We start from the raw sequence: 20,287 nt of genomic DNA, 5'->3' as shown, positions 1-20,287 counted from the left end.
TCTACCGCCGTCCGTCTTTTCCGAGGGCTCCGTGACGATCGATTTTCAGGCCCTGCTGGCGCGTTCTCCCAATCCCTATGTGTTGCTCGATAGCGATCTGCGGATCGTTTGGATGAACGACGCCTATCTGCAGGTGACCATGCGCACCCGCGATAAGCTGCTGGGCCAGAACATGTTCGATGCCTTTCCGAGCGACCCGGACTCGGAGAGTCACCGGCAGCTGGAAGCCTCGTTCCGGCGGGTTTTCGCCTCCGGCAAACAAGACGAGATCGCGCTCATCCGCTACGACATTCCCACGCCCGATGGCGGGATGGACGTGCGCTACTGGAGTGCGACCCACACGCCCTTTGCGGACGAGGCACGCAAGGTCGCCTACATCCTGCAGCACACGGTCGACGTGACCGAACTGCAGACGCTGCGGGCCATGCGCGATGAAATGGGCCTGATCCAGCGCGCCAATGCCGTGCAGGCGCGCAATCTGGACCTCGCGGAAGAGGCCGGGCAGTTCAAATCCCTGTTCGAGCAGGCGCCGGGATTCGTGGCCATTCTGCACGGGCCGGATCATGAGTTCCGCATGGCGAACGCCGCGTATCACAAGCTGGTCGGGGGCCGGGATCTGCTGGGCAAGCGGGTGAAGGACGCCCTGCCGGAGGTCAGCGGGCAGCGCTTCCTGAACCTGCTCGACCAGGTCTATCGCTCGGGCAAACCCTTCATCGGGCGCCGCCTCAAGGTGCTGCTGCAGAATGACGAGGGAACCGAGGTGCAGGAGCGCTACCTCGACTTCGTCTATCAACCCACCGTGGGCGAAGGCGGGACTGTTTCCGGGGTGTTCGTCCAAGGCCATGACGTGACCGACCAAGTGGAATCGGAAGAGCGGCAGGCCCTGCTGATGAACGAGCTCAATCACCGCGTGAAGAACACGCTGGCGATCGTCCAGGGCCTGGCGATGCAATCCTTCCGCCAGATGCCGGGGTCCGAGGTTCCGCGTCAGACCTTCAATGCGCGGCTCGCGGCGCTGGCGGCGGCCCATAATCTGCTGACGACCAGCAACTGGAAAACCGCCGGCTTCATCGAGACGGTGCGCAGTGCGGCCGAAGCCTCCATCGGCGAGGATCTGGCACGGGTGCATCTCGATGGCCGGGATTTCACCATCGCGCCGCAGACGGCGGTGTCCCTCTCCATGATCATTCACGAACTCTGCACCAATGCTGTGAAATATGGGGCTTTGTCCGTGCCTGAAGGTCACATAGACCTCAGTTGGACGATCGAGGACGAAGAAGAGGATTACCGATTGATCGACCTGCGTTGGGAAGAACGCGGTGGCCCGCCCGTCCAGCAACCCGCAAGTCGGGGTTTCGGGTCGCGCCTCATCGAGCACGGCTTCTCGACGGAACGGGCCAGCGGCGTCGTCATAGACTTTCGGCCGACCGGCCTGCTGTGCACCATCAAGGCAAAGCTCACCAACGCATCGATTGTTTCATGAGACTGGACGACCTGACCATCCTGATCGTTGAGGACGAGCCAATTATCGCGCTCGTTCTGGAAGACAAGCTGCTGGATCGCGGCGCGAACCCCGTTCTGGCGCACAGTTTCGACAGTGCGGCAGAGCTGATCGGCCGACAGGCGCTGGACCTCGCCATTCTGGATGTGAACATCCATGGCCAGCAAAGCTATCCGCTGGCGCAGATGCTGCGAGACAAGGGCACACCCTGCATCTTCGTGACCGGCTATGGCGGGGCGCTGCACCCGGAGGCATTCGCGAACGTCACGACGCTGACCAAGCCCTATAGCGTGGCCGCGTTGGATGACGCGCTCCAGACGGCGCTGGCATCCAGCTCTGCCAGCCAGCCGGAACCCGACACGCCGCTGACCTGACCGGACAAAGCCGCGTCACCGGCGCGGCGGCCTTCTCAGGCCAGCTCGACCGGGGTGGTATCGTAGCCCGCCACAGCCAGCGCCTGCATCAGTCGCTGGAGATGGGCTTCGTCGCGCGTCTCGCATTCCACATCCAGAGTCAGCCCCTTGGCGGGCAGATTGGTGAAAATCCGCTGGTGGGAGAGCTCCAGGATGTTCACCGCCTCCTGATCGAAGATGCGAGCGACATGGAACAGCGCGCCAGGGCGATCCTGCATGATGATGCGCAGGCGGGCCAACCGGCCTGACCGGGCCAGATCGCGCAGCAGCACATTGGCGAGCAGGCGCGTATCGATGTTGCCGCCGCACAGCACCAGGCCCACCGTCTTGCCAGCGAACAGCGGCTTGTGCTCGATCAATGCGGCGAGACCGGCGGCGCCAGCGCCCTCGACCACGGTCTTCTCGATCTGGAGCAGCAGGCTCACCGCCTGTTCCAGCGCGCGCTCGGTCACGAGCACCACATCATTGGCGAGCGCGGTGACGAAGCGGCGCGTGAGCTGCCCCGGCTCCTTGACCGCAATGCCTTCGGCCAGCGTATCGCCATCGCATGGCAGGTTGGCGCTCTTCACCACATCGTACATGGAGGGGTAGAGTTCGGCCTGAACGCCGATCAGCTCGATATCCGGACGGATGCCGCGCGCGGCGGTCCCCATGCCCGAGAAGAGCCCGCCGCCGCCGATGGGAATGACCAGCGTGTCGATCTCCGGCGCGTCCTCCAGCATCTCCAGCGCCACTGTGCCCTGCCCGGCGATGATGTCCGGCTCGTCGAAGGGGTGGACGAAGGTCAGCCCGCGCTCGGCTTCCAGCTTGCGCGCGTGATTATAGGCGTCCTCGAATTTCTCGCCTTCCAGCACCACGGTCGCGCCGTGACCCTCGGTCTGCATCACCTTCACCAGCGGCGTCGTCATGGGCATGACGATGGTGACGGGAACGCCGAGCTTGGCGCCGTGATAGGCAAGGCCCTGTGCGTGGTTGCCGGCCGACGCCGCGATGACACCCTTGGACCGCGACGCATCGTCCAGCAGCAACAGGCGATTGAGCGCGCCGCGCTCCTTGTAAGCGGCGGTGAACTGGTGGTTCTCGAACTTGAGATACACGGTCGCGCCGGTCATCTGCGAGAGCGTCTTGCTGACCACCGTGGGCGTGCGCAGGATCGAGCCCGAAATTCGCGCCGCCGCCGCGCGGACATCGGCGACGGAGACGGGCAGCGCATCGGCACTGGCCGTCAGGGGCTCAAGCGGTTCGATCCTGTTCATGGCGCCGCCCCCTACTCCCATCTGGCGCATCCTGCAAACTGCCACTATGCCCTGCTTATGGCAAAAATCGCGTTTATCGGGCTGGGAGTGATGGGTGGGCCAATGGCGGGGCATCTCGCCGCCGCCGGGCACGACCTCTCGGTGTTCAATCGGTCGATGGGCAAGACCCAGGCCTGGGTCGAGCAGCATGGCGGCGAGGCGGCAGTCAGCCCCGCGCAAGCCGCGGCGGAGGCCGAGGTCGTCATCAGCTGCGTCGGCAATGATGCCGACCTCGAAGCGGTGACCATCGGGCGCGACGGCGCGTTCCGGACGATGCGCCCCGGCGGGCTGTTCATCGATCACACCACCGTCTCCGCCAAGATCGCGCGGCAGCTCGCCGACGAGGCGGAGAGCCGGGGGCTTCATTTCGTCGATGCGCCGGTTTCCGGCGGACAGTCCGGCGCGCAGGGCGGCACGCTTTCGGTGATGTGCGGCGGCACCCAAGTGGCGGTCGAGACAGCGCGGCTGGTCATGCAGAGCTATGCCGCCCGCATCGTGCATTGTGGCGAGGCCGGCGCGGGTCAGACCACCAAGATGGTCAACCAGATCTGCATCGCCGGCGTGCTGGAGGGTCTCTCCGAAGCGCTGCGCTTTGCGCAGGCAGCGGGCCTCGACCTCGGCAAGGTCCAGGAAGCGATTGGCGGCGGCGCCGCGCAAAGCTGGCAGATGGACAATCGCTGGAAGACGATGAGCGAGGACAGCTTCGATTTCGGCTTCGCAGTGGAATGGATGCGCAAGGATCTGGGCCTCGCCCTCGATGAAGCGCGCACGCTCGGCGCCACATTGCCGGTCACGGCGCTGGTCGATCAATATTATGCCGAGGTCGTCGCCATGGGCGGCGGGCGGCAGGACACCAGCGCGTTGGTGAGGCGCCTGCGCAAGCCATGAGTTTCGCACGAAAGACAAGCGCCGTTCTGGCGGCGCTCGCGCTCGGGCTGGGCACGGGCGCACCCCGCGCCGACGCGCAGGGCCTGATCGATAATGTGAACGGCATCACGGTCGATGCGACCGGCGATCTCGTGCATTTCACCGGCCTTATCATCAGCGACGATGGACGCGTCGAGAAGCGACTGGCGCGCGGCGAGAAACGCCCCGATCGGCCGAGCTTCCGCTTTGACGGCAAGGGCCGCACGCTGATGCCCGGCATCATCGACGCGCATGTTCATGTCATTGATCTCGGCTTCTCGCGCCTCAATCTGGACCTGAGCGATACCAATTCGCTCGAAGAGGCGCGGCAGAAGATCGCCGCCTTCGCTGCGGCCAATCCCGGCCGTCCGTGGATCATCGGCTTTGGCTGGAATCACGAGAAGTGGAACCTCGGCCGCTTCCCGACTGCCGCCGACCTCGATGGGCTGGGCGATGGGCGCCCGATCTGGCTGGAGCGCGTCGATGGTCATGCCGGCTGGGCCAATGCCGCCGCGCTGACCGCCGCCAAGATCGCACCGACCAGCAAGGCCCCTGCCGGCGGGCGGATCGAGATGGTCGCAGGGCGTCCCAGCGGCATCCTCGTCGACAAGGCGATGGCGCTGATGACGCCCGCTCTCCCCCGTCCCCAGCCCAAGGATTATGACGCGGCACTGTCCGCCGCGCAGGATGCGCTGCTGGCGCGCGGCGTCACCACCGTCGCCGACATGGGCACCAGCATCGAGCATTGGCAGGCCTATCGCCGCGCCGGCGACCGGGGCGCGCTGCGAATCCGCATCCTGGGCTATGCCGCCGGCATGGAGCAGGCCGCGCTGATCGCCGGGCCTGCGCCGACCCCGTGGCTGTACAACGACCGGCTGCGGCTGGGCGGCGTCAAGCTGGTGCTGGATGGCGCGCTCGGGTCACGCGGCGCCTGGCTCAAGGCGCCTTATGCCGATGCGCCCAAGGAGAGCGGCTTAGCGCTGCTGACATCAGCCCAGTTGCGCAACCAGATGAGCCGGGCAGCGATGGACGGCTTCCAGCTCGCCGTCCACGCCATTGGCGATCAGGCCAATGCAGAGACGCTGGATGCCATCGAGGAGCTGAGCGAGACCTATAAGGGCGACCGGCGCTGGCGGATCGAACATGCGCAGATCGTCGACCCGGCCGATCTCACCCGTTTCGCGCGCAGCGGCACGATCGCCTCCATGCAGCCGCAGCACGCCACCTCCGACTGGGCGATGGCGACGCGGCGGCTCGGGCCGGAGCGGCTCGGCGGCGCTTATGCCTGGCGGACGATGCTCGACAACAAGGTGCCGCTGGCATTCGGTTCGGATGCGCCTGTGGAGCCGGCGGATGCCTTCATCGGCCTCAAGTCCGCCACCACGCGGCTCGATGCCCGCAACGAGCCGGCCGGCGGCTGGCTGCCCACGCAGCGCCTGACGCTGGCCGAGGCGCTGCGCGCTTATGGCCGCGGCGCGGCTTACGCCGCTTTTGCCGAAGAGCGCTTCGGCAATCTCGCGCCCGGCCAGCGCGCCGATTTCCTCATTCTGGACCGCGACATCGAGCTGGCCAGCCCCACCGACCTTGCCGCGACGCAGGTCGTCGAGCTGTGGATGGATGGCAAGCGCGTCGCCCTGAAGGATCGCTGAATCGTGAACGCCATTCGCCTTGCCACCAAATATGTCGAGAAGCCGTGGGGCCGCACCGATCTGCCGGCGGCCTATCCCGATGGACAGGGCCGGCAGATCGGCGAGGTCTGGTTCGATGGGCCGGACGGCCAGCATCCGCCGCTGCTCGTCAAATATATCTTCACCAGCGAGCGCCTGTCCGTCCAGGTTCACCCCAATGACGCGCAAGGCCAAGCGCGCGGCCTGCCGGGCGGAAAGAGCGAGTGCTGGCTCATTCTCGATGCCGAGCCGGGTGCGACGCTCGGCATGGGGACGCTCCGCCCGCTGGACGACGAGACCCTGCGCGCCGCCTCGCTCGATGGGAGCATCGAGCATCTGATGGACTGGAAACCGGTAAAGGCCGGCGACTTCTTCTACATTCCCGCCGGGACTGTCCACGCCATCGGCGCTGGCGTCACCCTGGTCGAGGTGCAGCAGAATGTCGATGTGACCTATCGGCTCTACGATTATGGCCGGCCGCGCGAACTGCATCTGGATGACGGCGTCGCCGTGAGCCGGGCCGAGCCCTATACGAGGGCGCCGGTCAACATCGCAGATGTGGATGCGGACACGCTTCTCCGCCGCGACGAGGCGCCCTTCACGCTGGCGCTGGAGCGCTGGCACGAAGGCAACCATGACCTGGACTGCGCCAATGGCCCTTGCTGGTTCGTTCCGCTGAGCGGCCGTGGCATGATCGACGGACTGGCTTGGGCAACGGGCGAGTGCTGGCTGGTGACGGATTCCGCCACGCTGACCGTGACCGAAGCCGCCCGGGGCCTCATCGCGCAAAGCTGACGCCTGCCAGACTTAGTCAATGAGAGCGCGCGCCCAGCCCGCGCAGCTGCGCTCATTCCCCTTGCGCTTAGCCGCAAAAATACTGGCATTCGAGATCGCAAAGCCCTATTCAGCGCCCGACAATGGCGAGGACTGAAAGAGGCTCTGCAATGGCAAAAGACAACAAAATCACATTTTACGATCTGGCGTTGGCGAGCGGCGCGACGATCAGCCCCTTCGTGTGGGCAACGAAATATGCGATCGCCCACAAGGGCTTTGAGATCGACACGGTGCCCGGCGGCTTCACCGGCATTCTCGAGCGCACCGGCGGCAAGACCGAGCGTCTGCCCGCCATCGTCGACGATGGCAAATGGGTGCTCGATAGCTGGCTGATCGCCGAATATCTGGACGAGACCTATCCCGACCGGCCGACGCTCATCCCGCACCCCAGCGTGCGCGCCCTCACCCAGGGCATGGAAGCCTGGCTGTGGAAAGAAGCGATCAGCCCGTGGATGACCTGCTTCCTCAAGGAATATCGGGATCGCTCGCTGCCGCAGGACCACCAATATGTCACCGAGTCGCGCGAGCGGATGTTCGGTCGCAAGATCGAGGATATCATCGTGGGCCGTGAAGAGCGCCTGCCCAAGGTGCCGCCAAACCTCCAGATCATGCGCAATGTGCTGGCGGAGAATAAGTGGTTCGGTGGCGATACGCCCAATTATGCCGATTACCGCCTGCTCGCCGTGTTCCTGTTCACCGCCTCGGTGGCAGATACACCCGTGCTGACCGATGACGATCCGCTGCGCGATTGGATCGAGCGTGGGTTCGATCTGTATGGTGGCCTCGGCCGTCATCCCGGTCTCTCGCCCATCTTCGGTCTGCAACTGCGCGAGGGCGATCCCGAACCGTTCGTGAAGGGCAATGCCAAGAACGGGCTTTCCAGCCGCAACACCGGACCGCAGTCGACTTCGGCGGAAACCGCGCGGCTCAAGGGAGAGGCCCAGCCGGCCGCCTGAGCGCCCCGCGACATCGTCCTTTCGAGGCTACCAGAGACAGACAGGCGGCAGGCTTCACGGCGTGCCGCCTGTTCGTTTTGCGATCTCTTGCCGTCCGCCCGCACCCGGATTACCCACAGCGCAGGAGAGGAGACATAATCATGAAAAATCTTGCTCGCCGGGTCGGCTTGGCCCTGGCTCCCATCGCCATCTGTGCCGCCCCTGCCCTCGCCCAGCAGGAACTGCCACCCGTGCTGGCCAGTGGCGCGAAGTCCGATGTCGCGCCCGCTGTGCAGATCCTGCGCTGGCACATGAACGATGCGGACGTCGCGTCCCTGACCTTCCGCAGCATGGACACGCTGTTCACCACGCGCTCGGCGCCGCGCTCCGGGCCGATCTGGCAGCTCCCGCGCAACGACAAGCCGCTCGATTTCAGCTATGCCTATAAGGGCACGACCTACAAGGCCGACGACTTTCTGGAGCGCACCTATACCAACGCGCTGCTGGTGATGAAGGACGGCAAGATCGTCACCGAGATCTACCGCAACAATAGCAATGAGCAGACCCGCTTCATGGGCTGGTCGATGACCAAGTCGCTGACATCTATTCTCATCGGCAGCGCGCTGGCGGAAGGGCGGATCAAGTCGCTCGACGATCCCATCACCGCCTATCTGCCTGAGCTGAAGGGCTCGGGCTATGAGGGCGTGTCGATCCGCCACATCCTGCAGATGCGCTCGGGCGTGGACTATGAGGAGCGCTACGACTTCGCCAATCCCGGCATCGCCGCGACCAATCACATCAATGCGCTGGTCAAGAATGTCTCGCGCTTTGCCGACATGGCGCGGCAGGTGAAGCGGCTGCACACGCCGGGCACTGTGTTCCAGTACAAGACCATCGACACTGCCGTGCTCGGCTGGCTGATCGAACGGGTGAGCGGCGGCGACACCATTGCCGGCTATGCAACCAAGCATCTGTGGGAGCCGCTGGGCGCCGAGCGCGACGGCTTCTTCATCATGGATGGGCCGCCGGGCGTCGGCCGCGAGTTCAACGGCGCCGGCTATAATGCCACGCTGCGCGATTGGGCGCGCGTGGGGCAGATGATGCTCGATGGCGGCAAGGCCAATGGCAAGCAGATCGTCTCCGCCGCCTGGGTCGCGGAATCGACGCGGCCGACGGACCCCAAGGAAGCAGGGCCGATGGGTTATGGCTATCAGTGGTGGACGCTCGGCGGCGGCTCCTACTCCGCCATCGGCCTGCAGGGGCAATATGTGTTCGTCGATCCGGCGAGCCGCACGGTGGTGGTGAAGCTCAGCTACTTCCCGCCAGCCAATATGAGCGCGGACGAAGAGACGGCTGCATTCCTGAAGGCCGCAGCCGCCTGGACACCGCGCTGAGCGCCATCTCTCGAGCATGAGAAATGCCCCGGCCTCTCATCGAAGCCGGGGCATTCCGAACGGTCTGTCCCACACAGCGCCGTTCTACGGCGACGGTGCGAGGGAGGCTTACTCGTCGCCGGTGCTGGCAGACTGGCCGGCCGTGCCCGAACCCTGGACCGAGCCGCTCACGGTGCCGCTGGCATCCACCGAGCCGGCGGTATCGCGCACCTGACCGGCCGCGTTGCGAGCAGCGTTGGCCGTTCCACGAACGGTACCGCGCGCCGTTTGAGCCGCACCGCGGGCCGTGCCGCGCGCGGTCTCCACCGTGCCGCGAGCGGTGCCCCGCGCCGTCTCGGCCGTGCCCTGCACGGTGCCGCGGGTCGTTCCGACGACCTCCCCGGCCGTGCTACGAACCGCATCGGTGCCGACACCCTGCGCCGAGACGCCGACGCTCTTGTCGATGCTCTGGCTGGTGCCGAGCGCACCGCCACCGGTCACAGAGCCGGCCGGACCAGTCGCGGCGGTGGCGCCCTCAACGGTGCCGGCGACCGTGCCGGCCAGACCCGCATTGGCGCTTGCCGAACCCGAGCGCGTATCGACCGAGCGGCTGGTGTCGGCCCGGCCCGCACCGGACAGGGTGCCGGTGACGCTCTGCGAGGCAGAGCCGACCGAGCCGAGCGTACCGCCAAGATTGCCGGCACCGCCCAGCGTGCCACCAAGCGTGCCGCCCAGCGACCCGCCGGCATTACCAAGGAGCTGCGCCTGCGCGGGCATCGCGAAAATAGCGGCAGCGGCGAACGTGGTGATCAAAATCCGGTTCATATGTCATCTCCTTCAAGATGCGGGCCTCTCTTCTGGCCCGTCGGAAGGAGAACGACGGCCGGATGGGACTTCATCCCGACCCGCCGGAAAAATTTTTACCGCGCGGTCGCGGACACCGTGCGACAGGCTTTGCAGACGATGCCGCGCCCGACATTGCCCTTGCCCTTCACCGCTTCGCTGGCGACCGTGGTGACGCGGCGCGCAGGTGCGCCCTGCGCGGCGGCCAGTCGTGCCGCAACGAGCGGCGCGGCAAAGGATGTGCCGCGCACCTTGCCATAGCCCTTGCCGGGCAGCGCAGCGACCATGTCAGCGCCGGGTGCGGCAAAATCCAGATGCTTGGCACGCCCCGCCTCGAGCAGCGCACGGTCCCGGCCATCGACCCCAGTGACGGCGATCACGCCGGGATAGGAGGCCGGATACATGGGCGGCGCGGCAGGCCCGTCATTGCCCACCGCCGCAACGACGATCACGCCGCGCTGCTGCGCCAGCGCCACGGCGCGGGCCAGCAACTGATTGGGCGGGCCAACCAGCGAAACAGTGATGACCGGCGCGCCACTCTTGACCAGCCAGCCCAGCGCCTGCGCGATCAGTTCAGCCGATCCGGCAGCGGGATTGCCGCCATAGACATCCGCGGCCAGCAATACCCGCCCCGTGGCTGCCCCTTTGAAGGCACCATCCCGCCCGATCAGCAGCGAGGCGATGGCCGTGCCGTGGCCGCTGCCCTTGGGCGCGCCAGCAGCGAAGCCGCGCTGGCGGATCGACGCGCCGGCCAGCGCCGGGTGAGTCGCGACGCCGCCATCGATCATGCCGATCGGCGCGCCACTGGCGCCGCCGCTCTCGCTGGCGGCCGCAGCGCCGTCCGCCTCCCCCAGCGCGCTGCCGGCAGGCTCGAAGACATGATTGAGATCGAACACCCCCTCCGGCGCGAGCTTGCGGGCGCGCTCCAGTGCCTTGCGCGCCGTCTCGCCGCGCGGCACGCCGAGCACATGGGTCCGCAAGCCTAGCTCCTCCATCGCCTCCGTCCGCAATGTCTCGAAACCCGCCGCCTTGAGGCGCGCGAGCTGATCCGGGGACGCATCAAGCGCGATGATCTCGCCCCGCCGCACCGGCTGGCCGTCGGCATCGGCCTCCAGCACATCGCGGTTGGCGCGGATCAGCGCATCGAGCCGGGCGCGGCGCAAATCGCGCAAGGACGCCCGGTCCAGCGTGTCGGCCGCGCGGATGCTGAGCGTATCCACCGCGCCGCCGATGGTCGCCGGCGTATCGCGCAAGAGCGGATCGACCACGCCCCCGGCGATCTGGCCGGGAAGCTGGCCGAGATTGCCCGGCAGAAGCTGCGCCTGCGCACTTCCGCCGAGCAGAGCGGCGATCAGGAGAATTGCGGTTGATTGTCGCGCCATGGTCGGTCCTTATCATTTTTTCTCAAGCTTTGGATGAAACGCTCGTGCCGCGTCGTTTCATCCACAAGAGCTGAAAGGAATTGGCTTGGACGGGTTCGAGGAAGGCCTCACTGCCATGTTGCCGCGCCTGCGCCGGTTCGCACATGGGCTGTCGCACAGCGCCGCCGACGCGGACGATCTGGCGCAGATCGCCGTAGAGCGCGCCTTGCGGTCCCGTGGCCAGTGGCAGGCCGGCACACGGCTCGATTCCTGGCTCTACCGGATCACGCGCAACGCCTGGATCGATACGGCGCGCGCCCGAAATCGGGAGGCCGCGCGCCTGCTGCCGGAAGAAGCCGGCGAGCAGGTGGGCGAAGACCCCCGGCCCGGCCTCGAAGCCCGGCTGGACCTCGACCGGATGATGGCAGCCATGACCCGGCTGCCGGACGACCAGCGCGAGGCTGTCGCGCTCGTGCTGATCGAAGGCTGCGGCTATCGGGAGGCCGCGGAGATATTGGAGATACCCGTCGGCACGCTGTCGAGCCGGCTGGTGCGTGGACGCAATGCGCTGCTGGCGCTTGTGGGCGAAGGATGAGCAGATGACGGACCCAAGGATCGGCCCCATGATCGATGACGAAACGCTTTATGCCTGGCTCGATGGCGAACTGCCCGAGGATGAGGCCAAGCGCGTCGCCACACTCGTCGCCGCCAATCCCGCGCTGGGCGAGAAGCTGGAAGCGCAGCGTCAATTGCAGGCGGGCCTGCGCGCAGCGTTCGATCCAGTCGCCGCTGCCCCGGTGCCGGCTGGCATGGCCGCAATTGTAACGAGCGAGGGGGCTGTGCAAGGCCTGGCCGAAGCGCGCGCCCGGCGCACAAGCCGTGCAGGCTTTGGCCTGCCGCAATGGGCGGCCGTCGCGGCGGCGCTGGTGGCGGGGTTCGTCGGCGCGCAGATGCTGCCAAAGGCTGGTACCACCGCTCAGGACGGGCTGGTCGCAAGCGCAGAGCTGACCGAGGCGCTCGACACCCAGCTTGCCAGCGCCGGGGATGCCGATGGCGCCGCCGCGCCGGTCAGGGTGCGCCTCACCTTCAAGGATGGCAAAGGCGACATTTGCCGCAGCTTCGATACCGCCAGTACCGCCGGCGTCGCCTGTCGGGACCAGGACGGCTGGGCCGTCCGCGCGCTGGTCAGCCATCCCCGCCAGACCGAGGGAAGCTATCGCATGGCGACCAGTGGCGATGCCGCCATCATGGCCTATGTGGACGCCCAGATCAGCGGCGATCCGCTGGATGCGGCGGCCGAAAAGCGGGCCATGGCGAAAGGGTGGAAGAAATAACTGCCATACAGGCCGGAGGATAAAAAAGGTGGTCTTGCTGCGCCAATCGGCCCGAGGTGCCACCATTGATGGCCTGACTCTTACGCGGCGCCGTCCCAGTTTACCTGGGACGCACACTCACCGACCGGCCCACCCCGCGAGTTGCCCCATATTGCCGGCTCAGCTTTTCCCGCCCTCTGAAACAGCCTTGGCAATGGCGGCCTGGTTGGCACCGCTGAATTCATCGCGTCTCTCGTGGACCCAGTTGAAGGACCGTTCCCGTTGGGCATTGGCCCGGTTAAACCGTGGCATGACGTAGCGCATCATGAGCTCATAAGACCGCTTGGTCGCTTCGAAATCCATCCAGTTGGTCCCGGTCATCGTAATATAACCGAAGCCACCCGTCTTTTCCCATAAGGCCTCGAGATATTCGACGGCATCGTCTGGCGTGCCGATCAACCCGCCACGCGCCGCGATGATGCGCTCCGGATCGGACCCGGCTTTAGCGCGCGTATCCGCATAGCTTTTCGGGTTGAGTGCTTCCAGATAGGCCAGCCAAGGCTCGAGCCCGAAACGCATGGCCGCAGCGGCATCCGCGCGGCTCTCGGCCAAGTGGAAGGAAACCACGACACGCAGATTATCGCGATTGAGTTGATTGCCGTGGGCGCTGCCGGCTTCTTCCGCCAGCTTCCATGCCGCGGCAACATCGCCGCCGCCATGAGTGAGGATGCCTAGACCGTATTTGCCTGCCAGGCGCGATCCGATCGGCGTCTTGGAGGTCACGACCGCCATTTCGGGACGACGGAAGCTATAAGGCGCCATTTGGAGGCTCGCCTCCCGCAGCGAGAACCAGTCGCTATCGTGATCGACGACTTCGCCATCCAGCAACCGGACGATCACATCCAAGCCTTCGACCAGCCTCTCACGCTGCTGTTCCGGCTTGATGTTCAACATGTGCGCATCGGACACCAGCATGCCGGGACCAAAGCCGAACATGGCCCGACCGCGTGTCTGATGATCGAGCTGCAGGATGCGATCCGCAATCATATAGGGGTGATGATAGGGCACCGAGATCACCCCGGCGCCGAGCTTGATCCTCGAGGTCCGTTCCGCCGCAGCCGCGATGAACAACTCTGGCGAGCCATATATTTGCATGCCACCGGAATGATGCTCGCCCATCCACAATTCGGCGAAACCGAGATGCTCCAGCCAGTCCACAAGCTCGAAATCCCGACGCATGCAGAGCGCCACGTCCTCATCGTTGCCGTGATGTGGGGGCAGGAATACGCCTGCACGAACGTTGCGCCTCTCATACATGGGTTTTCTCCCGCAAATCTTATCGTCACGGCCCGACTATCAACGCAATAATTAAAACACAATAGAAATTATTATTTCGTGAGACTCGAGAAGCCTGACCGCTCGGACAGCGAGCGAACCGAGCGCGTGAAAAACGGCTCATCGCACGTGGGATACGGGCCGTAATATACCGTCTTTTCCGTGTCATATCCCGAGTGAAGGGAAGTTGGCAGATGACGCAAAAACGGCAACCTTCACAAGCGCTCACAGCTTTACTTTGGTTTTTATATATATCTATAAATAAGTTGTTTCGGCGGGAATGATCGGGTAGGAGGATGGCGTTTCTCGCCAGGCCCAACCAGGGCTGGACGACGTCAAGAGACCAAAAAAACTCGGCGCGCCATATGCTGCCGAAGCTGACTGGAGGGAGGATTATGAAGACACTCAGGAAAGTTGCCGCTTTCACGCCACCGCGCGTAACATGGAAGGCAACCACCGCACTCGTGACCAGCATTGTCCTGAGCCTACCGAGCGCTGCGAATGCGTCGGAAGGTGGCCAGCCCGATGGCATGGCGGCTCTTGCTCAGGCCAGCACACAAGCCAGCGCGCCGGAAAGCGCCAGTAGCACCGACATCATCGTAACCGGATCTCGCGCCGCCGCGGCCGGTTTTTCTGCACCATCGGCCGTGTCAGTCATCGGCGCCGATATCGTCGATCAGCAGTCGCCGATCAGCATTGCTGAAGTGCTGCAGCAGGAGCCGGCTTTCAAGGCCACGCGCTCGGTCGGCGGAAACGCGAACAACTTCGCGAGCCCGGGGCAGGCGACGGCAGATCTTCGGGGGCTTGGCGGGCAGCGGACCCTCGTGCTCGTCGATGGGTCACGGGTTGTGCCTCAGGCATCTTCGGTCACGACAGGATCACCCGTCGCGACGGACCTCAACGTCATTCCAACGAACATGATTGAAAGAGTCGAAGTCGTCACGGGCGGCGCGTCCGCACAATATGGATCGGATGCCGTTGCAGGCGTGGTCAACATTCTTCTCAAGAAGAAGATGACCGGCATCGAACTGTCTGCCCAGACCGGCATTTCGCAGCAAGGCGACAATTTCCGCTACAAGCTCGGCGCCGTGGGAGGCTTGTCGTTCGGGGACGGCCGGGGGAACATCGTCGTGGCGGTCGAGAAAGCGCGCAGTGACGAGATTCAGGACATTTATCGCCGCGATTGGGGACGCCGCGAGGAGATGATCGTCACCAACAGAGCCTATCTGACCAATGGCTTGCCCGCCAATATCGTGGCCGACGGCGTGCGCAATTCCAACAGCATCGGCGGCCGCATCATCGGCCCTGCCAACTTCAGCCTGCGCAACTATACCTTCAATGATGATGGCACCATCCGGCCCTATCAGGTCGGCAGTGTCGATGACGGCACCAATCAGATTGGCGGCGAGGGTCTTAGCCGGTCCAAGGGGTCGAGCCTGATCCCCGGCATCGAGCGCTTTGTCGTTCACGCCCTCAGCAGTTTCGAAGTCTCGCCTGCTCTTAATATCACCCTGTCCGGGGGCTATTCAGAGACGCTAGGCCTGTTCACCGGCGGCCTGCCGAACTTTGCGTCCTTTACGATCCGCAACGACAATGCCTTCCTGCCGCAAGCGGTCAAGAATGCCATGGCTGCGCAGGGGCTGACCAGCATCACCGTCGCCAAGGGTGTCTATGATGTCGGGAACATCAATTTCCGGGTAAAGAACAAGACGCCGCACGGCACGATTGGCGTCGAGGGCGACCTCGGCAATTCGTGGCACTATGATGCCCATTATTCCTATGGCGAAAACCAGTTCCGCAGCGACTTCAGCAATAATTTCTCACCCGCCTTCTGGAATCTGGCGGTGGATGCTGTCACGGCTCCAGGCGGCGGGATCGTCTGCCGGTCGACCCTCGCCGGGCAGCCTGCCAATCCCCTCGCCGCTGGCTGTGTTCCAGTCAACATCTTCGGGCCGAATGCCGTCAGCACCCAAACGCCGGCCGCGCTCGCTTATGTGAACCGCTCCGATTATCACGAGGTGATCTACAAGCAGCACGCCGCGAGCATCAACATGCGTGGCGAGCCGTTTTCCACCTGGGCTGCGCCCGTCGCGGTCGCCTTTGGTGGTGAGTATCGCCAGGAGTCGCAGGTTCTGACGGCCGGTCCGCTCGCGACAGCCGGTCGGTTTGCGATCGGCAATGTCGCGCCCTTCTCCGGCAAGTTCAATGTCAAGGAAGGCTATGTCGAGGCAATCGTGCCGCTCGCCAGGGACCTTTCTTTCGCGCGCAATCTCGATCTCAATGGCGCCATTCGCTATGCCGATTACAGCACGGCCGGGGGCCAGACGACCTGGAAGGTGGGTGGCGTATACGAGCCCATCCAGGGGCTGCGTTTTCGCGTGACACGCTCGAAGGACATCCGTGCAGCGGCGATCTACGAACTGTTCTCGCCCGGTTCTTTCGTGAACGTGCCTTTGACGGTGAACGGGGTCACGGCCGTCATTCCGCAGAACCGCACGGTGGGGAATCCCGATCTGAAGCCTGAGAAGGCCGACACGCTCACGCTGGGCGTTGTCGTACAGCCCTCGAGCCTGCCCGGGCTGCGCATGTCGCTCGACTACTATCTCATCGACCTCAAGGATGCGATCGACTCGATCACGGCCGCCAATATTGGCAATGCCTGCTCGGCGGGCGATGCCCAGGCGTGCAGCTACATCACCTTCAGCGGCGCAACGCCGACGCGCCTTGTCGCGCCTGTCCAGAATATTTCGCAGTTCAAGACGAGCGGACTGGACATGGCGCTCTCTTACCAGGCCAGTCTTGGCGGCGGCGTGTCCATGAGCACGCGGTTCACCGGAACCTACGCCTTGCGGTCCTACATCAATGGCATCGACCGGTCGGGCGAGAACGGGATGGGCAGCCTCGGCTCACAGCCACGCTTCCGGGGAAATCTCACGCAGACATTCAGCACCGATGCGGTCTCGCTGTCAGCGCAGCTCTTGTACATCAGCAAGGGCAAGAACGATAACCAGTTCGACACGATCCCTGCTTTGACCATCAATGAGAATGACATCCCGGCGGCCGCTTACGTCAATCTGTTCTCGACGATCCGCGTGGCCGGCAATTTCGAGCTGTCCGCCAGCGTCTCCAATCTCCTCGACAAGGATCCTCCATCCAGCCCCTATGCAACGCAGAGCCAGCCGGTGAATGGCCAGCTCTACGACAAAATCGGACGCGTGTTCGAGGTGGGCGTGAAGGTTCGCTTCTGATGATTGGGCGGGCCAGTGCGGCGAGCGCGCTGGCCCGTTCCACGGAAGTCTCTTCTGCTTCAAATGCCCTGACGAGGCAAACCGCTGGCCACCGCCATGGCGACCCGTTCCGTTGGCCGGTTCAGCGGTGCATGGACCCGCCTTTCCAGACCTCCTGCTCTGACGCGGTAAAAACGATCATCCGGCAGTGATAGGGGCGCCCAGGCTGACGTAGGAACCGTTCGCGTACACCAGCGGGCTGACCTCATCAGTGAGGAACACTTCCTCGACACGGCCGATCACAATGTGATGCGTCCCATAGTCCAGAGCCTGCTCGTAGCGACAGAAAAAGCTCGCCTGCGCATCTTCCAACCGGGGACAGCCATCTGCAGCCGTGCCCCACTTGCCCGTGGCGAACCTCTCTTCCCCCCGCGCTTTGCCGGCGCAAGCTGCCGATATGTCGGCATGGTCGCTGTGCAGAATATTCACGCAGAAGTCGGCGCCTTCAGAGAGCGGCAGGTACAAGCTCGCCGAGCGATTGACGCAGATGAGCAGCGATGGTGGATCCATGCTGAGCTCGCTCACCGCGGTCGCGGCCATCGCGTAGCGGGTGCCGTTATGGCGACAGGTGATCACGACGACGGCTTTGGCCAGACGCCGCAGCCCCTCGCGCAAGCTGATGGCCACGGGGGAGAGTTCGGTCATGTCATTTGCTCCGTCACGCTGCCTGACGCTCTGTCTGGCGGCGGTGGATGATAAGGTCTTCGATTGAGCCAATGCAGAGCCCGTGCCGATCGGCGAAGCGGATGAGGTCGGGCAGACGCGCCATTGTGCCATCATCGTTGAGGATCTCGCAGATCACGCCTGCGGGCTTCAGGCCGGCCAGCCTTGCCATGTCGACCGCTGCCTCTGTGTGACCAGGTCGCGTGAGGACGCCACCGGGCTGCGCGACGAGCGGGAAGATATGGCCTGGCGAGACGAGGTCGGGCGGCCCGCACTTGTCGTCGATCGCCACGGCGATGGTCCGCGCGCGGTCATGGGCCGAGATGCCGGTCGTCACGCCCTCGGCAGCTTCGATCGACACCGTGAAAGCCGTGCCGTGCGGCGCGTTGTTTGTTGCGACCATTGGCTGCAGATCCAGATCCTCCGCGCGAGCCGCAGTGAGGGCGAGGCAAATCAAACCGCGGCCATAACGGGCCATGAAGTTGATTTCCGCGGCCGTTGCAAATTCGGCTGCAATAACGAGATCACCTTCATTCTCTCGGTCTTCCGAATCCACGAGGATGATAGGCCTGCCCGCACGAAGCGCGCCAACCAGTTCATGGATGGGCGAGAGCGGGGACAGCGGTCCGTCCACGACCGGACGTGGATATTCTGCCTCAAGCATCGCGCAGGGCCACGACCGGGATCAGCAGGTGGGAGTCATGCTCGCCCCCGGTGTGGATGTGGTGCATGCCGCGATTGACCGTGTCTTCGTGCCGCATGTAGAGCATCGGCTTGGGATATTGATAAATGTCCCGCCCCTTGATCCTGATCCGCAGCACGTCGCCGGCCCTGAAGAGCGTGCCGGAGGGCAGGATCTCAATCTGCGCTTCGACAATCTCTCCCGGCGTGACCTTCCACTCAGAGGTGTTGGTGAGCACGGGCTGAAATTCGGTCGAGCATTCGGAGTCCAATTCACGCCGCGAGAGGCGCAACCAGCCATAGGCGGCAGCGCCGTCCTCAAACACAGCCCAGTGAATGAAGCCTACCTTCTCGCCATCTTCGACCTTTTCGACCGCGACAAATACGTCCATGTCATCGGCGTCTTCGGTGGAGACCATGAGCTTGAGCTTCATATGCCCGACGAGCGCGCAGTCTTCCTCGAACCGATATTCGAACGTCGCCTCTGCCGCGTCATCGAGCGGATCATAGCTCCGGATTGCTTCGGCCGGGGCTGGCTTGTCGCTCATGTGTCCGGTCGCTGCGTCGAGATACAACCGACGATATTGGGTGTTCTCCACGGGCCATTGCTCTGACTGCTTCATGACTGCCGAGCCAGCCCTGTCGCGCACGTGCAGCCTGACCGGCGGCCAGGCGCCCATGTCGTTCGATACGCCCTTCAGAACATGGTCGAAGAATGCTGTCTGGCGCGCAATGGACGCAGGTTCGTAATAATAGCCCCATTTCTTGCCGCCATGCACCTCGAGCCACTTGCGCGAAGATGCGATTTTCTTGAAGCCTTCGAGGGTGCCACGCGTATGCACGCCGTGGTCGCTCCAGCTTGCAACCACATAGGCCGGGACGTCGATCCGGCCGAAATCAGGCACCTTCGATTGCCAGTACTCGTCGAAGAACGGATGCTCGGCGGTCAACGCCCAGAGATCCTCCACCATGGTATCCGACGCGCCCCAACGCACCTGGATGTGCGGCCAGAAATGCGTCTCTGGGATGCCTCCGTGGCGCACGATCTCGTTGAACGTGTCCGACCAGCCCTCCCAAGGATTGATAGCTGCCAGATGCGGCGGGTTAAGTGCGGCCACGTTCCACTGCGACGACGAGAGGTAGGATACGCCTGACAGACCTACGCGCCCGTTGCTCCATGGCTGGGTGCCGGCCCATTCGATGAGATCATAATGAGCTTCGCCTTCCTTGCGCGAGAAATAGCTTGCTGTGGTTTCCGCATACCAAGTTCCGGGGATGTCGGCCGTAATCACCGCATAGCCCTGGCCGGTCCAGTATACGGGATCGGGGGCCTCGAAAATGGTGAGGTCCGACTGCCACTCCGCCTTCACGCCGGATGTCGGATAGAGCGTCGCAAGCGGCGCCGGGTCGTGCTTGCCATAGGGGGTCCAGGCGACCAGAACGGGGATAGGCCCCGTCAGGTCCGCTGGCAGAAAGAGGTCGATCCAGAGCGGCTTGCCTTCCCGGGTCGGCACCGCAATGTCCCGCTCGATGCGGATGCGATCGCGGAAGGAAAGCTCGTGCTGGCGGGGGCGCCCTCCACGAAATTGCGGTGTATTGGGCGGCCGCCTCAGTCTTTCCCGATAATCGCCCATCCTCTCGCTCTCCACTGACCAATTGGCATGCGCCTCATAACCGGGGCTGGGATTAATTTCAATACGATTAGAATTTATTCTGAGCGTGATGTAGGCCGCCCTTCCCATCCTGCCGGCCTTTCGCGTAAACTGCGCGTCCGTAGAAAATGACAAGGGGACCGGCTATGGCTATGAACGCCCCGTATCGCGGGATGTCTGCCGGACTCACTGGTTGGTGTGTAAGCGGATCATGCGCAGGCAGAGTTT

Annotated in this window: 17 protein-coding genes; 10 read left to right on the top strand and 7 right to left on the bottom strand. The window is 64.3% G+C overall.

Annotated elements, in window-relative coordinates:
• Positions 1-31: 31 nt before the first annotated feature.
• Both M2331_RS02320 and M2331_RS02315 read left to right on the top strand, forming a co-directional pair.
• Positions 32-1,483 (top strand): sensor histidine kinase, encoded by a 1,452-nt coding sequence (locus M2331_RS02320; RefSeq protein WP_264574523.1) that lies wholly within the window; start codon positions 32-34, stop codon positions 1,481-1,483.
• Entirely contained in the window at positions 1,480-1,875 is a 396-nt protein-coding gene (locus tag M2331_RS02315; RefSeq protein ID WP_181558796.1) for a response regulator, read from the top strand. The genes M2331_RS02320 and M2331_RS02315 overlap by 4 nt, the downstream gene beginning before the upstream one ends.
• 35 nt (positions 1,876-1,910) lie before the next feature.
• On the opposite strand, the gene M2331_RS02310 is transcribed toward M2331_RS02315, so the two are convergent.
• Positions 1,911-3,170 (bottom strand): threonine ammonia-lyase, encoded by a 1,260-nt coding sequence (locus M2331_RS02310; protein ID WP_181558795.1) that lies wholly within the window; start codon positions 3,168-3,170, stop codon positions 1,911-1,913.
• Between the two features lie 57 nt (positions 3,171-3,227).
• Between M2331_RS02310 and M2331_RS02305 the strand changes: the two genes are divergently transcribed.
• The 5 genes from M2331_RS02305 to M2331_RS02285 all read left to right on the top strand — a co-directional run bounded on the left by M2331_RS02305 (position 3,228) and on the right by M2331_RS02285 (position 8,945).
• On the top strand, positions 3,228-4,097 hold the full coding sequence (locus M2331_RS02305; protein ID WP_181558794.1) for an NAD(P)-dependent oxidoreductase: 870 nt from the start codon (positions 3,228-3,230) through the stop codon (positions 4,095-4,097).
• The gene (locus tag M2331_RS02300; RefSeq protein WP_181558793.1) at positions 4,094-5,764 is read left to right on the top strand and encodes an amidohydrolase; all 1,671 of its coding nucleotides are present in this window, start codon (positions 4,094-4,096) and stop codon (positions 5,762-5,764) included. The genes M2331_RS02305 and M2331_RS02300 overlap by 4 nt, the downstream gene beginning before the upstream one ends.
• A 3-nt stretch (positions 5,765-5,767) precedes the next feature.
• Positions 5,768-6,577, top strand: a complete 810-nt coding sequence (locus tag M2331_RS02295; protein WP_181558792.1) for a class I mannose-6-phosphate isomerase — start codon at positions 5,768-5,770, stop codon at positions 6,575-6,577.
• Positions 6,578-6,726: 149 nt separating this feature from the next.
• The gene (locus M2331_RS02290; RefSeq protein ID WP_181558791.1) at positions 6,727-7,572 is read left to right on the top strand and encodes a beta-etherase; all 846 of its coding nucleotides are present in this window, start codon (positions 6,727-6,729) and stop codon (positions 7,570-7,572) included.
• Positions 7,573-7,712: 140 nt separating this feature from the next.
• Positions 7,713-8,945 carry a serine hydrolase domain-containing protein gene (locus tag M2331_RS02285; protein ID WP_181558790.1) on the top strand — a complete coding sequence of 411 codons (1,233 nt, stop codon included), beginning with the start codon at positions 7,713-7,715 and terminating at the stop codon, positions 8,943-8,945.
• A gap of 108 nt (positions 8,946-9,053) precedes the next feature.
• On the opposite strand, the gene M2331_RS02280 is transcribed toward M2331_RS02285, so the two are convergent.
• Together M2331_RS02280 and M2331_RS02275 are read right to left on the bottom strand one after the other, a co-directional pair.
• Entirely contained in the window at positions 9,054-9,749 is a 696-nt protein-coding gene (locus M2331_RS02280) for a hypothetical protein (RefSeq protein ID WP_181558789.1), read from the bottom strand.
• Positions 9,750-9,844: 95 nt separating this feature from the next.
• Positions 9,845-11,149, bottom strand: a complete 1,305-nt coding sequence (locus M2331_RS02275; RefSeq protein WP_181558788.1) for a S8 family serine peptidase — start codon at positions 11,147-11,149, stop codon at positions 9,845-9,847.
• A gap of 115 nt (positions 11,150-11,264) precedes the next feature.
• Between M2331_RS02275 and M2331_RS02270 the strand changes: the two genes are divergently transcribed.
• Entirely contained in the window at positions 11,265-11,723 is a 459-nt protein-coding gene (locus M2331_RS02270) for an RNA polymerase sigma factor (protein WP_264592433.1), read from the top strand.
• Positions 11,724-11,751: 28 nt separating this feature from the next.
• Complete coding sequence (locus M2331_RS02265) at positions 11,752-12,462, top strand: anti-sigma factor family protein (protein ID WP_181558786.1); 711 nt, start codon at positions 11,752-11,754, stop codon at positions 12,460-12,462.
• 159 nt (positions 12,463-12,621) lie between these two features.
• Here M2331_RS02265 and M2331_RS02260 read toward each other — a convergent pair whose 3' ends face one another.
• Positions 12,622-13,680, bottom strand: coding sequence for an LLM class flavin-dependent oxidoreductase (locus M2331_RS02260; protein ID WP_264588315.1), 1,059 nt, complete (start codon positions 13,678-13,680; stop codon positions 12,622-12,624).
• A gap of 491 nt (positions 13,681-14,171) precedes the next feature.
• Between M2331_RS02260 and M2331_RS02255 the strand changes: the two genes are divergently transcribed.
• A complete protein-coding gene (locus M2331_RS02255; protein WP_181558784.1) occupies positions 14,172-17,024 on the top strand; it encodes a TonB-dependent receptor domain-containing protein in 2,853 nt (950 codons plus the stop codon).
• Positions 17,025-17,201: 177 nt separating this feature from the next.
• Here M2331_RS02255 and M2331_RS02250 read toward each other — a convergent pair whose 3' ends face one another.
• From M2331_RS02250 to M2331_RS02240, 3 genes are read right to left on the bottom strand one after another with little or no spacing between them, the layout of a single operon-like run.
• Positions 17,202-17,708, bottom strand: a complete 507-nt coding sequence (locus M2331_RS02250; protein WP_181558783.1) for a flavin reductase family protein — start codon at positions 17,706-17,708, stop codon at positions 17,202-17,204.
• A gap of 13 nt (positions 17,709-17,721) precedes the next feature.
• Complete coding sequence (gene ribB, locus M2331_RS02245) at positions 17,722-18,390, bottom strand: 3,4-dihydroxy-2-butanone-4-phosphate synthase (protein WP_181558782.1); 669 nt, start codon at positions 18,388-18,390, stop codon at positions 17,722-17,724.
• The gene (locus M2331_RS02240) at positions 18,383-20,194 is read right to left on the bottom strand and encodes a CocE/NonD family hydrolase (protein ID WP_184117293.1); all 1,812 of its coding nucleotides are present in this window, start codon (positions 20,192-20,194) and stop codon (positions 18,383-18,385) included. The genes ribB and M2331_RS02240 overlap by 8 nt, the downstream gene beginning before the upstream one ends.
• Between the last annotated feature and the right edge of the window lie 93 nt (positions 20,195-20,287).

The organism is Sphingobium sp. B10D7B, assembly GCF_025961955.1.
Classification (GTDB): domain Bacteria; phylum Pseudomonadota; class Alphaproteobacteria; order Sphingomonadales; family Sphingomonadaceae; genus Sphingobium.
This window is presented reverse-complemented; position numbering and strand designations above follow the sequence as displayed.

Coding starts and splice junctions, on each gene's coding strand:
- M2331_RS02265 (WP_181558786.1), top strand. CDS start 11,752: ATGATCGATGACGAAACGCTTTATGCCTGGCTCGATGGCGAACTGCCC.
- M2331_RS02255 (WP_181558784.1), top strand. CDS start 14,172: ATGAAGACACTCAGGAAAGTTGCCGCTTTCACGCCACCGCGCGTAACA.
- M2331_RS02300 (WP_181558793.1), top strand. CDS start 4,094: ATGAGTTTCGCACGAAAGACAAGCGCCGTTCTGGCGGCGCTCGCGCTC.
- M2331_RS02260 (WP_264588315.1), bottom strand. CDS start 13,680: ATGCGTCGGGATTTCGAGCTTGTGGACTGGCTGGAGCATCTCGGTTTC.
- M2331_RS02270 (WP_264592433.1), top strand. CDS start 11,265: ATGTTGCCGCGCCTGCGCCGGTTCGCACATGGGCTGTCGCACAGCGCC.
- M2331_RS02280 (WP_181558789.1), bottom strand. CDS start 9,749: ATGAACCGGATTTTGATCACCACGTTCGCCGCTGCCGCTATTTTCGCG.
- M2331_RS02285 (WP_181558790.1), top strand. CDS start 7,713: ATGAAAAATCTTGCTCGCCGGGTCGGCTTGGCCCTGGCTCCCATCGCC.
- M2331_RS02275 (WP_181558788.1), bottom strand. CDS start 11,149: ATGGCGCGACAATCAACCGCAATTCTCCTGATCGCCGCTCTGCTCGGC.
- M2331_RS02250 (WP_181558783.1), bottom strand. CDS start 17,708: ATGACCGAACTCTCCCCCGTGGCCATCAGCTTGCGCGAGGGGCTGCGG.
- M2331_RS02290 (WP_181558791.1), top strand. CDS start 6,727: ATGGCAAAAGACAACAAAATCACATTTTACGATCTGGCGTTGGCGAGC.
- M2331_RS02310 (WP_181558795.1), bottom strand. CDS start 3,170: ATGAACAGGATCGAACCGCTTGAGCCCCTGACGGCCAGTGCCGATGCG.
- M2331_RS02305 (WP_181558794.1), top strand. CDS start 3,228: ATGGCAAAAATCGCGTTTATCGGGCTGGGAGTGATGGGTGGGCCAATG.
- ribB (WP_181558782.1), bottom strand. CDS start 18,390: ATGCTTGAGGCAGAATATCCACGTCCGGTCGTGGACGGACCGCTGTCC.
- M2331_RS02315 (WP_181558796.1), top strand. CDS start 1,480: ATGAGACTGGACGACCTGACCATCCTGATCGTTGAGGACGAGCCAATT.